The following is a 13018-nucleotide window of genomic DNA, read 5'->3' as shown; positions in this document are numbered from 1 at the left end:
TCCCCCGACCCGGGCACCCGCCCCGACGAAAGCCCCACCCGCAGCCCCACACCGGCGCCGGCCCACCCCACGACCCGGACCAGGCCCGCACCAGCAGGCTCGCAACCACGAGCGCAGCCCCCGTCGGAAGCACTCGACCCACCCCGGAAGGTTCCTCGGCGGACCCGACCGAATCGGGGCTCGGGGGCGTGCGGCCGGGGTCGTACCCTCGTAGGGCCGGGCGAGGTTCGGGTCGGGTTCGGGAAGGTGGGTCGGTGGGCGACGTGCGGTGGGGCGTTGACGAGGTGGCTGGGGCCGAGGTGGCCGGTGTGCGCGAGGCGGCCTACGGGTCCAAGGCGGCCTACGGGTCCGACGTGGCCGGGTTGTTCGGGCCGGGCTCCGTTACCTGGCAGTTGCACGCGGATCCGGTGATGTGGGTGGCCGGGGTGCGGGCGCTTTATCTGCAGGCGTTGCATCCTCGGGCGGTGCGGGCCGTGGTGCAGAACTCGGACTTTCGGAAGGATCCCTGGGGGCGGCTGTTCCGGACGGCGGACTTCGTCGGGGTGACCACCTATGGGACGCGGGCCGAGGCGGAGCGGGCCGGGACTCGGGTGCGGCGGATTCATGCCGGGTTGCGGGCCGTCGACCCCGCCACGGGGGAGAAGTACCGCATAGACGACCCGGAGTTGCTGCGCTGGATACATTGCGCCGAGGTGGGGTCCTACCTCTCCGTGGCCCGGCAGGCCGGGTTCCCGTTCACCGACGCGCTCGCCGATCGCTACGTCGACGAGCAGCGTCGTTCGGCCGAATTGGTCGGGCTCGCCGCGGACGACGTGCCCGGGTCGTCGGCCGACCTCGATCGTTACTTCGACGGGATTCGACCCGAGCTTGCCATGTCGGACGAGGCGCAGGACGTGTTCGACTTCCTGCGGCGACCGCCGGTGCCGTTGATGTTGGTGCTCGGCCGTGAGGTGTTGTGGCGACAGGTCGCCGAGTTGGCGTATGCCGCGTTGCCTGGCTGGGCCAAGGAGCTGTACGGCACACGTGGTCTGCCGTCGGTGGTGGCCCGGCCAGGGCTCAAGGTGCTGCGTCGGGTCGTCGGGGCCGCGACGCCGGTGATTCGTGCGGTGTACCCGTCGCCGCACATCAGAGGGGCGATGGACCGGCTCGGTCCGGAGGTCCAGCCGTCGCCCGACCGGCTGCCGAAGCTCGGTTCCGGCGACTGAGGTTCCCGATTCCCTGATCCCTCGACTCCCTGATCCCTCGACTCCCTGATCTTCCGGAGTCCGCTTCCAGGGCCTGCTTCGCCAGGAATCAGTAAGGCACCCTTTCTTTCTGGGCTTGCTCCCGTCACAATGTCAGACATTGTCAAGTAACCGGGGCAGTCGAAGGGAACCGCACGTGGCGAACGGCTTCTGGGCTCATGCGCAGGCCAATCCGGACCGGCTCGCGCTGGTGGATCCCGATGGCGCCGAGTGGACCGCGGGGGAGTTGGCCGCCGCGTCGAACGGGCTCGTGCACGGTCTGCGGGCGGCCGGGCTGGGGACCGGCGACGTGTTCGCGGCGATCCTGCCGAACTGTGCCGAGTACATCGTGGCCTACATGGCCGCGGCGCAGGCCGGGATGTACCTGGTGCCGGTCAACAATCACCTCGTCGGTCCCGAGATCGCCTGGATCCTCGCCGACAGCGAAGCCAAGGTGCTGATCGGGCACGAGCGCTTCGCGGACACGATCGTGGCCGCGGCCGACGAGGCCCGGGTGCCGGCGGCGGCGAGGTTCGCCGTCGGGGCGGTGCCGGGCTTTCGGGCGTTCGCCGAGCTGAGCGAGGGGCAGTCGGCCGAACCGCCGACCGAGCGCAGCGTGGGCGTGACGATGAACTACACCTCGGGCACCACCGGCCGCCCCCGCGGCGTGCGTCGGCCGCTGTCCGGAGGCTCGCCCGAAGAGGCCCGCTACGGCGGCACGTTGCTGATCTACGGCGTCAAACCGTACGACGACAACGTGCACCTGGTCGGCTCGCCGCTCTACCACACCGCCGTGCTACAACACGCGCAGCAGTCGCTGCACATCGGGCACGCCGTGGTGCTGATGGACAAGTGGCGGCCCGAGGAGATGTTGCGGCTCATCGACCGCTACCGGGTCACCACCACGCACATGGTGCCGACCCAGTTCCACCGGCTCCTGCAACTGCCGGAGGAGACGCGGGCCAAGTACGACGTGTCGTCCCTGCGGCACGCCGTGCACGGCGCCGCGCCCTGCCCCGAGCACGTCAAGCGGGCGATGATCGAGTGGTGGGGGCCGTGCGTCGAGGAGTACTACGCCGCCAGCGAGGGCGGCGGCACGTTCTGCTCCGCGCAGGAGTGGCTGGATCGGCCCGGGACGGTCGGCAAGGCCTGGCCGATCAGCGAGATCGGCATCTTCGACGACGACGGCAATCGGCTGTCGGCCGGCGAGGTCGGCACCGTGTACATGCTCATGCGGGCCGGGGCGTTCAAGTACCACCGCGACGACGCGAAGACCCGCAAGGGCCGGATCGGCGACTGGTTCACCGTCGGCGACGTGGGCCTGCTCGACGAGGACGGCTACCTGTACCTGCGCGACCGCAAGATCGACATGATCATCTCCGGTGGTCAGAACATCTACCCCGCCGAGATCGAGGGCGCGCTGCTGCGGCACCCGGCCGTCGGCGACGCGGCGGTGTTCGGCATCCCGCACGAGGACTGGGGCGAGGAGGTCAAGGCCGTCGTCGAGGCCAACGAGGGCTTCGCGGCCGGTCCCGCCCTGGCCGAGGAATTGCTCGAGTTCTGTGCCGGACAGGTGGCCGGCTACAAGCGGCCCCGGAGCGTGGACTTCGTCGAGACGATGCCGCGCGATCCGAATGGGAAGTTGCAGAAGCGGCGACTCCGGGATCCCTATTGGGAGGGGCGCGAGCGGGCGGTCTGAGCCGATATACGAATACACCGCCCGGGAAATCCCGGGCGGTGTATTCGGCGTCTCGTTTTCGTGCCGCGAACCTTTCGGGTCGTGGCAGCGGCAGTAGCGGGTCTATCCGGAAGCGGAAGGGGAAGCAGCAGGGGAAGCGGGAGCGGAATTGCTTTCCTCCGGTGCCGAAGCGATCGCCAGAGCCCATTGCAGGTCCGGCTTTCCCGTCGGCGTGCGCTGGGTCTGGTCGACCACGCGCATCACCCTGGGCACCTTGTAACCGGCGATCTTGGTCCGGCAGTGCTCCTGGATCGCCGCCAGGCTCGGGGCGCGACCCTCGCGGGGCTGCACGACCACCGCGACCGTCTGGCCCCAGCGCGGGTCCGGGATGCCGACCACGATCGCGTCGTAGACCTCGGGGTGGGCCTTGACCGCGCCCTCGACCTCCTCGGTGAAGATCTTCTCTCCGCCCGAGTTGATCGTCGCCGAGCCGCGGCCGAGCAGGGTGATCCGGCCGTCGCCCTCCAGTCGGGCGTAGTCGCCCGGGACCACGTAGCGGGTGCCGTCGGGGCCGGTGCGGAAGACCTCGGCCGTCTTGACCGGGTCGCCCAGGTAGCCCTGCGGGATGTTGCCCTTGCGGCCCAGGCGGCCGACCACGCCGGCGGGCAGCGGGTTCAGGTCCTCGTCGAGCACGACCGAGTCGGGGACCGCCTTGACCGTGATGCCGCTCTGCTGCTCGGTCTGGCCCTTGACCGCGACGCCGACGCCGTTGGCGCCGGACTCGGAGGCGCCGATCGCGTCGCTGACCACGATCCCCAGGCGCTCCATGAACTCCTCCTTCAGCGACGGCGAGAACAGCGCCGCGCTGGAGGACAGGGCGAACAGGGCGGACAGGTCGTATGCCGCGCGCCCGTCGCGCGGTTCGTCCAGGGCCTCCAGGAGCGGACGGGCCATCGCGTCGCCGGTGATCAGGACGACGTTGACCTTCTCCGCCTCGACCCGCTCCCACACGCTGTGCGCGTCGAACTTGTCGATGAGCACCACACGGTGCCCCTTGGACAGGTTCTGCAGCACCCCCCACTGGGTCGCCCCGTGCATCAGCGGCGCGATCGGGAAGGTGGTCATCTGCCCGTTGCGGCCCTTCTCGACCATCTCCTCGGGCCGCGAGATGCGCTGCCCGTTGGTGGGATCGATGCCGCCGCCGAGGGCGAAGATGACGTCCTCCTGACGCCACACCACACCCTTGGGCAGCCCGGTGGTGCCGCCGGTGAACAGCAGGTACAGGTCGTCGCCGGAGCGCGGGCCGAAGTCGCGGGCGGGGGAGCCGGCCGCCAGCGCGTCCTCGTAGCGCAGCGCGCCCAGGGACTCCGCGGTGACCGGGTCGGCGGCGCCGCTCTCGGTGCCGTCCTCGACCACGAGCAGGTGGCGCAGCGAGGGGACCTTGGGCGCGACCTCGGCGACCCGCCCGGTGAACTGGCGCTGGAAGACCATGGCGACGGGCTTCGCCTGGTCGAGGAGGTAGGCCAGTTCGTCCGCGACATAACGGAAATTCACATTGATGCAGACGGCTCGGATCTTGTAGATCGCGAGCATCGCCTCCGCCCATTCGATGATGTTGAAGGCGTAGACCGCGACATGATCGCCCGGCCGGACCCCGGAGTCCTGAAGGTGGTGGGCGAGGCGATTCGCCCGTTCCTCCAGAAGGGCATATGTACGGCGTTCACCGTTCGCGACGATCGCCTCGCGTTCGGGGTATTCCCCGGCCGCGCGCTCGAAGAGGTCGGCAAGGTTGAATTCCATGGGCGGAGCGTAAGGCGTCGGCCGGTCGATATTCCAGAGGAAATATCGTTTGGATGCCCTCGGGAAACTGTGACGCCCGCGACCGTCGCCAACACTTGACTGTGGCAAAGATATGAGCCGGCGGCGCCGCGCGGGCCGGTCGGGCCCGCCGGTACGGGCCGCCCGAGTCCGCGCCCGCGACCGCCGCGGGCTCAGCGCTTCGCGTACTCCCGCAGCCGCGGTCGCGCGCTCGCCAGGACCAGGACCACGCACACCCCGAGGATCCCGATCGGCACCCACGGCCAGCCGGTCAGCGCGTCGGCGGCGTCGTCCGTGCGGTTCTCGAAGTCGGTGTGCTCCGCCTCCGCGGCCACGGCCAGCGCGGTCTGGTAGTCGTAGAAGTCGAAGGCCAGGTTGCCGCGGCCGACGTTGGTGGCCAGCCCGACGGCGACATCCAGCCGGCCCCCGGCGACCGCCGCCCGCAGTGCCTGATCGTCGCGCCGGAAGGCCTCCAGGCGGGTGGCGACCTGCCGGCTCGGCACGGCCTTGTCGAGTTCGATCGACTTGTCCTTGAAGGCCTGGCCGTACGCCCGGGCGCGTTCGGGCAGGATCACGAACCGGCTCTCGTCCGCGTTCGCCTCCGACGCCGTCGCCCGGGCCCGGGCCAGCGTCAGGAACGGATCGAACGCCTGAGTCTCCGCGTCGCGCAGCCGGGACGCGTGGTCGGTGAACAGGACGGCGGCCGTGCCGGTGAGCGCGGCCACCGCGATGGTCACCGCGGCCAGCCCCGGCACCACCACCCGGCGGAAGCGGCGGGCCCACCAGACCTGGCCGACGACCAGGATCACCACGAGGACCAGGCCGACGAGCCCGATCGCGAGCGCCGCCCAGCGTGCGTGCGTACGGTCCGCGTCCGCGTCGGAGGCCAGCTTCTCGCCGGCGCCGCGGCCGAGCGCGTCGGCGGCCGGCAGCAGTTCGTCGTGCAGGAGGGAGGTGGCGTTCACGAAGTAGTTGAGCGCGACGACCGGCGGGCGGGCGATGGCGCGATTCTCGACCTGATCGTCCTCCAGGCGGGCCTGCGCGACATACGCGTCGTACTTGCCGAGCCCGTCGATCAGCGTCTGCACGGTCCGCGACGAGGCGCCGCCCGCGGCGAGCTTTTGGATGTTCTCGGTGACCGAGGCGCGCCGCTGGCGCATCTGCCGCAGCGCCAGTTGCCGGTTGCCGATCTGCTCGTCGGAGCCGACCAGGAGCACGTTGGCCACCTGCGCGTCCAGATCGGCGAGCGCGAAGTACAGGTCGGCCGCGGCACGCGCGCGGGGGGCCGAGGTGTGCGCGACCTCGTCGAGGCCGGATCTGGCATTTCCGGAGCCGACCGCGATCCCGGCGGCGAGTACGACGATGCCGGTCAGGACCAGCGCCACGAACCCGTACAGCCTCGCCGGCACCGCCCCCATCGGCCGCAGCCCCCGGGGCAGCCGCAGGGGTATTCGGGCCACCGCCCTGTCCGAACTCGGCGCGACCGGCGCGGCCTGCGTTGGCGAGGGCACATACGCGGGGGCCGGGAGTGCAGGCGGGGCAGTCGATGCAGCCATGACAAAACGCTAGGCACAGGCCGCGAAGGCCCAACGGGAAAACGATGGCGCGGACACGAAAATCACGTGAACATCCGTGTGTTCGGGGGCCGTTCGAGGGATGTTCGAGCGGGTCCGACACACCCAGGAAACCCTGCGGGTCCGACGGGTCGTTCGGAATTCCTCGACTCCTCGACTCCTCGGAAGCCCGGCTCCCAGGTGGTGCGATGGGCGACGGGGTGACGGGGCGGGGTGCGGAGGTGCAGGGGGCGCACGGCGTCGTACCGGCTCTGACCGCGCGCAACCCGGAGGCCGCCGCGACGCTCCCGCGCGCCGCCGGCCACGTGACGGCGACCCAGGGGCTGCCCGAGCCGGCCATCGACCCGCCCGACGAGGCCCGCACGCCGGAGTTCGCGAGGCTCCTCGCCGGGTCGCGATCACGGGTTCTCCGGGCCTTTGTGGCTTTCGGGGGCCTTTCGGGGCGCCCTCCCCGGCGCTCCCCCGGCGCGCGCTTCGCGCGGTCGCGCGCCCCGCTCCGAGCGTGCGCATGACTGACGCTTGGTCAGCCCTCGGTTGCGCCCAGTTGTGTCACCCACGCGGATGAACCGCGCGGCGTGTGCCGGCTATGCCCCCCGTTAACCGCTTTGGTGACGGGCGGATTCGCACTGCGAAGGGCTGTTGCGGAGCAGTCTTTGGCATGTAGCGTTGTCCGCGGTTGCAGCAGTAGATGTAGTTCCCTCGCACGTCCAACGCCTGCGGACATCAACAGCCGTGGGCGTTTTTCGCTCCTCACAGCGAGGGCATCCCGGGGTAACGCGGGGAGTGGGACCACTCGACGGTTCGCGACCCGGGCATCACGAGGTGTGGTGTCCGTGGGTTACGTGAAGGAATCAAGACATGGCCACCGGTACGGTCAAGTGGTTCAACGCCGACAAGGGCTACGGCTTCATCTCGCAGGACGACGGCGGCGCTGACGTCTTCGTCCACTTCTCCGCCATCCAGACGAACGGCTACCGTTCGCTGGAGGAGAACCAGCGCGTGGAGTTCGAGGTCACGCAGGGTCAGAAGGGCCCGCAGGCCGAGATGGTTCGCCCGCTCTGAATCGGTCCCGCGGCTCCGGCAACGGACCGCAGACCTAGCAAGGCCCGCGCCCGTGCAGGGTGCGGGCCTTGGGGCTTTTGCGGCGCCGATTCCCGACGGGTACGGTGCCCCGCCCCGCTCGCTGCCGCAGTGGCCCGGCTGCCCGAAGCCGCCCCGCCGCAACCGGCGCGCGTGCGGCGGTGGGTGTGGCCGGCGGCACGGTGGGGGGCCACTAGCATGTCTGTATGGGTTTCCTGCGCCGCCGCCCCCCGTCCGGGCCGGATTTCGACGTTCTCGCCATCCCGTTCGGTGACTGGCCCGGTTCCGTGGTCGTGGCCATGTTGCCCGGGGAAGACGGCAGTTGCCAGGGGATCTTCGTCCGCTACGACCTGCTGGCCAACCGCGGCCCCGCGATGTTGATCGGCAACCTGCCGCCCGGCTCGCCCGCGCGGGAGGAAGGCGTCGGCCGGATCGAGGCCCAACAGCTCGTCGCCGCCCTCGGCCACGAGGAGATGCCGGAGGAGCTGTCCACCGAGGACACCCCGATCATGCTCGGCGACGACCTGCTGATCGTGCGCAAGGTCAAGTACGCCGAGGGTCGGCTCGCCTGCGTGGAGTTCGACCGCAGCGACAACGTCCTGGTGCGCATCGTGACCTGGGATCGCCCGATCACCGACGACGTCTTCCAACTCCTCAAGCCGATCGACGCGGAGACCTTCGGCGGCTGAGGCCGCAGGGTCGCGGGCCGGCGGGATCGCAGGGCTCGCGGGGCGGGCAGCACCGCGCACCGCGAGCCGCCCGCGCTACCGGGTGCCGATCGCCGCGCGCACCGCTCGGCGGACCATCCCGCAGTCGTCGTGCAGCCGGCGCAACAGCCGGCGCTGTTCCTCGCCGACCGGACCCACGTCGTTGAGCCGGATCTCCCGGACCAGCACCAGCATCAGATTGACCAGGAACGCGTCGCGCGCGAGCGAGCCGGACTGCTGGGCGGTCTGGATCAACTGCCGGCGGGTCATCGGATCCCGGGCCAGCAGGGTCCACAACACGGCCAGGTCGTAGCCGGGCAGGTGGTAGCCGGACGACTCCCAGTCGACCAGCGCCGCGCCCTGCGCGGTCAGCAGCACGTTGGACAACACCGCGTCGCCGTGGCAGAACTGCGCGGGCACCCGGCTGAGGCCGCGAAGCAGCTGGGCCAGGTCGCCGGCGTCGCGATCGGTGAGCAGGCCGAGCTTGTGGTACCGGTCGACCCGGGCCGGATAGTCGAACGCGAGCGGGAACGACCCGGGCGGGGGCTTCCACCGGTTCAGGGTGGCGAACGTGTGCAACACCGCGCGTACGTCGGCCCGGGCCAGTGCGGTGCCCGGATGACGCTCGTTGGCCGCCGGTCGGCCGGCCACGTGTTCCATCACCAGGATGCGCCGCTCGGGATCGGCGGCGATCAGCCTGGGCACCCGCACCGGCGGCCGTTGGCGGGTGAAGGTGCGATACGCGTTGACCTCGTGCCGGAAACGCTGAAGCCAGTGCGGCGAGGGGTCGGTCAGGTACTTCACCACGACCGGGCCGCGCGCGACCGATCCGGACAGCAGCAACGAGCGCGGCGTGCGCCGCAGTACCGCTCCTGCGGTGAAGCCGGGACACACCCGCGCGGCGAGCGCGGCGACCGCCTCCGGACCCGGACCCTGTTGCGGCATGCGAGGTACTCCCGGGCCCGCTCCACCGGCGGCCACGGCCGCGCCGGTCGCGACCGCGGCGTTCGCCGAGATCGCCGTGTTCGACGCCGCCACCGTGCCGGCGGGTGCCGAACCACCGGTGGGCATACGCCTGTTCGGCCCGGGAATGCCCGGTCGTGAGGCGGCGGATCCTGGGGTGGTCGAGCGGCCCGGGGTGGTGGACGTCGTGGATGACATGTAAACCTTCCTGCGCTGCCGAGGGGCGGACCCGGCCGCGCGACGGGTGGGGGCCCACGTGCCGGATCCACCATCCACAACACTCCCGAATCCGGGTGGTGATCCACGTGGCGCACCCTGGCGAACCCTGGCGAATCGGAGCCGGCTGCTCCGGACCCGGCTAGCCTCGGTCCGGCAGGCGGCCTCCCGAGGACGCTTTCGAGCCACGGTCCCCACATCAACGGGCGGTTTGCAATGCGCCGGGAACCCAACACCAAACTGGTGGACCTCTTCGCCCTGACCGGGTGGTCCAAGGGCGAACTCGCCCGACTCGTCAACCGGCGGGCCGCCGCGATGGGCCATCCCCAGCTTGCCACGGACACCTCGAGGGTCCGGCGCTGGCTGGAGGACGGCGAGCGTCCGCGCGACCCGGTTCCCCGGGTCCTGGCCGCGCTTTTCACCGAGCGGCTCGGGCGTGTCGTCACCTCCGAGGACCTCGGCCTCACCGGCCGCCCCCGGCACAACGCGCAGGTCGTCCAGGAGGACCTGCCGTGGAGCACGGACCGTACGGTGACCGCGCTGACCGAGTTCACCGGCATGGACCTGATGCTCAACCGGCACGGCTTCACCGGCGGCGGGTTCGCGCTGGTCGCCGGTCCGGCGCTGGTGGCCAACTTCGATCGTTGGCTCAGCCCGGGGCTCGGGGTGCCCAACCCGCGCGGCGCGCCCGCCGATCCGGTGTCCTACGGCCTCGCGGACGCCGGCCCGATCGGCGCCGAGGAGGTCACCGCGCTGGAGAACGCGGTCACGGTCTTTCGCACCTGGGACGCGGATCGCGGCGGCGGACTGCAACGCAAGGCGGTGATCGGCCAGTTGAACGAGGTCGGCAATCTGCTGACCTATCCCAACCCGCTGCCGGTCACCCGCCGACTGTGGCACGTGGCGGCCAACCTCGCCGCGCTGGCCGGCTGGATGTCGCACGACGTGGGGCTCGACCCCACCGCGCAGAACTACTTCGTGATCGCGGCGCACGCGGCCCGGGAGGCGGGCGATCTCCCACGCGCGGCCGAGGCGTTGTCGCGCGCGGCGCGGCAGATGGTGCACCTGGAGCGCCCGGCCGACGCGCTCGCGCTGATCGAACTGGCGCAGCGTACGGCGGGCGATCGGGCGGGCGCGACCACCCGCGCGATGTTCCACACCGTGGAGGCGTGGGCGCAGGCCGCGCTCGGCCGGGCCGCGGACTGTCGGCGCACGCTGGGTCGGGCCGAGGCGGAGTTCGGCCGGTCGCGCCCGGAGCAGGATCCGGACTGGGTGGCCTTCTTCGATGCGGCCGACCTGCACGGCATGCAGGCTCTGGTGTACCGCACGCTGGCCGAGGTGGACCCGACGGCGGCCGGACGCGCACAGGAACACGCGGAGAAGGCACTGGAGCTGCGCACCAGGGGGCACGAGCGGGCGAAGACCTTCGACCTGATCTCGCTGGCCTCGGCATGCCTTCTGGACGGCCAACCGGACCGGGGCGCGCACCACGCCCGGCTCGCGGTCCGCGCGGCCGGCGAGGTCAGCTCCAAGCGCACCTGGGACCGCTTGGAGGTGCTGCGCAAACTCACCGACCGCTACCGCGACGTCCCCGAGGTACACGCGCTCCGCCGAGAACTCGCCGAGGGCACCTGAACGCCACCCACCACCGCCCGGCCGGCCACCGATCGGGCGACCGCCCTCGAACGGTCATCCGACACCACCCGACGAGCCGCCACCGGACGCTCGACCGCCCCCACGACCGACCGACACCGCACGCCTGCCCGCCCGCCGCAACGGTCGACCCTCACCGCACGCACATCGCCATCACGCAGGCGTCGTCCTCGTACCGGGTGTGCCCCAGCCGACTGAGCACCACGTCCACGCACGTCCGCGCGCTCGCCCCGAGCACCAGCGGCCCCAGGCCCAGGAGCGCGCGGACCGCCTCCTCCGTACCGCGCCCACGGCGCTCGACCAGCCCGTCGGTGAAGATCAACAACACGTCTCCGGACCGGAGTTCGACCCGGTCCTCGACGAACTCCGGCTCGTCCAACGCACCGAGCAACACCCCGAACGGCGCCGCCAGCGCTCGCCCGGCCCCCTCCCGGTACAGCAGCGGCGGCGGATGCCCGCCCTGCGCCCACGTCAACACCCGCGTCGCCGGCGCGAATCGGGCACACACGGCGGTGGCCACCTTGTCCGCGGGCAGCGTATGCACCACGATCCGATTCAGCGCCGCCAGCATCGCGGCGGGCCCCGCCCCGGTCATCGCCACCCCCTGGAGCGCCCCGCGCAGCGTGGTCATCCCGGACGCCGCCGCGACCCCGTGCCCGGACATGTCGCCGACCGCGAGCAGCACGTCCCCGTCCGGCAGCGCGAGCGCGTCGTACCAGTCGCCGCCCACCTTCGAGTCCTGCTCGGCGGGAAAGTAGCGGGTGGCCACCTCGATCCCGGGCAACTCGATCGGCCGGGTCCACCACGGCATCACCACCCGCTGCAACTCGGCGGCGATGCGATGCTCCGAGCGCAACAGTCGCCGCTGGGCCAGCAGTTGCGCCCGCGTCTCGGTCAACGCCTGCTGGGTGCGTCGGAGTTCGGTGATGTCGCGCAGCAGTGCCCAGATCGCGTGCGGGGTGCCGTCGGCGTCGAGGACCGGCTCGCCGACGAACTGCACGGACACCCGGGTGCCGTCGCGGCGCACGATCCGGAACTCGCCCTCGACACCGTTCGCCTGTTCGAGCAGTTCACGCACCAGGTCGGCGACGAACGCCCGGTCCTCGGCCGCCGCGTGCTCGGCCAACGCGGCCAGCGGCAGCGGTCCGAGCGCCCGGTCCCGGTCGAACAGCGCGTACATCTCCGCCGACCAGCGCACGTCGTCGCGATCGAGATGCCATTCGGCGCTGGCCACCGGACCCGAGCCGGGCGCGGCCTCGCGCGGCGCGCAGGTCCCGCGCTGCTCGGGCAGCAGACCGCTCGGATCCGGCTCGACGAACAACCGGCGCAGGTGCCGCCAGGGCAGCGCGGCGTGCTCGACGTCGTCGACCGTGAAGGGCGTCAAGGTGGTGGAAGCGGTGAAGGGCGCCGCCGGCCCGACATCGGACGGCCGCATCGCGCTGCGCGCCGGCGTACAGGCCGCGAGCCCCGGATCGTCCGCCTGCCGGTGCTCGGGGTCGTCGATGTCCAGACTCAGCCGGGCCAGGTACTCCGCCGCCCGACCGAGGCTGCACGCGAGCAGATCGCACAGCAGGTCGCGCCGATACGCCTCGTCGCCGGCCGCGGGATCCTCACCCGCGAGGATCGGGCCCGACAGGCCGCCCGGTCCCGCGCCGGGACCGAATTCGCGCCGCAGGGCGTCGAGTTCGGCCCGCATCCGGCCGATGTGCGCACGCCACTGGGACCGATCCGCCACGGCGGCTGCGTCCACGGGGTGTTCGGGCCGTTCGCGCATCCGCTCGCGCTCCTCCGGACATGACCTGGCAGGGGTGCAATGAACTGTCGCACATCAAAGGCCCGGACGCGGATGAAACCACGGTAACCGGCATGCTTGTGGCGGATTGCCCATTTCGGCTGTCCGGAGATGGCGAAAGGGGCTCGATCGCGACCACGATCGAGCCCCCTGCGGGCCACGCGAGCAGAACCGGACACCCCACCCGACCGGATTTGAACAGCGGCGGGGGGGCCCCGCGGGGGGCGGCCCCCCGCACCCGGGCCCGGGGGGGGCCCCCCCCCCCCGCGGTTAAGGCCCAATAGGAGACCCCGGTAGGGTTTTGAGACACCAAG

Annotated in this window: 10 protein-coding genes; 6 read left to right on the top strand and 4 right to left on the bottom strand. The window is 71.6% G+C overall.

Annotated elements, in window-relative coordinates:
• Window positions 1–353 precede the first annotated feature (353 nt).
• Both ACWGR4_RS47125 and ACWGR4_RS47120 read left to right on the top strand, forming a co-directional pair.
• Window positions 354–1205: an oxygenase MpaB family protein gene (locus tag ACWGR4_RS47125; RefSeq protein ID WP_452133687.1), complete on the top strand. Its 852-nt coding sequence runs from the start codon at window positions 354–356 to the stop codon at window positions 1203–1205.
• Window positions 1206–1380: 175 nt separating this feature from the next.
• Window positions 1381–2922 (top strand): acyl-CoA synthetase, encoded by a 1542-nt coding sequence (locus tag ACWGR4_RS47120; protein ID WP_452133683.1) that lies wholly within the window; start codon window positions 1381–1383, stop codon window positions 2920–2922.
• A gap of 102 nt (window positions 2923–3024) precedes the next feature.
• Here ACWGR4_RS47120 and ACWGR4_RS47115 read toward each other — a convergent pair whose 3' ends face one another.
• Window positions 3025–4701: an acyl-CoA synthetase gene (locus tag ACWGR4_RS47115; protein ID WP_452133684.1), complete on the bottom strand. Its 1677-nt coding sequence runs from the start codon at window positions 4699–4701 to the stop codon at window positions 3025–3027.
• A 191-nt stretch (window positions 4702–4892) separates the two neighbouring features.
• Window positions 4893–6275, bottom strand: a complete 1383-nt coding sequence (locus tag ACWGR4_RS47110; protein ID WP_452133685.1) for a hypothetical protein — start codon at window positions 6273–6275, stop codon at window positions 4893–4895.
• A gap of 876 nt (window positions 6276–7151) precedes the next feature.
• On the opposite strand from ACWGR4_RS47110, the gene cspE reads away from it, so the two are divergent.
• Both cspE and ACWGR4_RS47100 read left to right on the top strand, forming a co-directional pair.
• Entirely contained in the window at window positions 7152–7355 is a 204-nt protein-coding gene (gene cspE / locus ACWGR4_RS47105) for a transcription antiterminator/RNA stability regulator CspE (protein ID WP_020557813.1), read from the top strand.
• Window positions 7356–7579: 224 nt separating this feature from the next.
• The gene (locus tag ACWGR4_RS47100; protein ID WP_380010393.1) at window positions 7580–8062 is read left to right on the top strand and encodes a hypothetical protein; all 483 of its coding nucleotides are present in this window, start codon (window positions 7580–7582) and stop codon (window positions 8060–8062) included.
• 75 nt (window positions 8063–8137) lie between these two features.
• On the opposite strand, the gene ACWGR4_RS47095 is transcribed toward ACWGR4_RS47100, so the two are convergent.
• Window positions 8138–9025, bottom strand: a complete 888-nt coding sequence (locus ACWGR4_RS47095; protein WP_380010390.1) for an aminoglycoside phosphotransferase family protein — start codon at window positions 9023–9025, stop codon at window positions 8138–8140.
• Between ACWGR4_RS47095 and ACWGR4_RS47090 the strand changes: the two genes are divergently transcribed.
• Together ACWGR4_RS47090 and ACWGR4_RS47085 are read left to right on the top strand one after the other, a co-directional pair.
• Window positions 9024–9245: a hypothetical protein gene (locus tag ACWGR4_RS47090; protein ID WP_143657823.1), complete on the top strand. Its 222-nt coding sequence runs from the start codon at window positions 9024–9026 to the stop codon at window positions 9243–9245. The two genes, ACWGR4_RS47095 and ACWGR4_RS47090, sit on opposite strands and share 2 nt — an antisense overlap.
• A gap of 230 nt (window positions 9246–9475) precedes the next feature.
• Window positions 9476–10894 (top strand): DNA-binding protein NsdB, encoded by a 1419-nt coding sequence (locus tag ACWGR4_RS47085; protein ID WP_380010387.1) that lies wholly within the window; start codon window positions 9476–9478, stop codon window positions 10892–10894.
• Window positions 10895–11045: 151 nt separating this feature from the next.
• Here the strand turns inward: ACWGR4_RS47085 and ACWGR4_RS47080 are convergent, their stop codons facing one another.
• Window positions 11046–12686: a PP2C family protein-serine/threonine phosphatase gene (locus tag ACWGR4_RS47080; RefSeq protein ID WP_380010384.1), complete on the bottom strand. Its 1641-nt coding sequence runs from the start codon at window positions 12684–12686 to the stop codon at window positions 11046–11048.
• Window positions 12687–13018 lie beyond the last annotated feature (332 nt).

The organism is Embleya sp. NPDC055664 (genome assembly GCF_053618075.1).
Note: the sequence above shows the minus strand (reverse complement) of the source record. Positions and strands in the feature narration are given on the sequence as shown.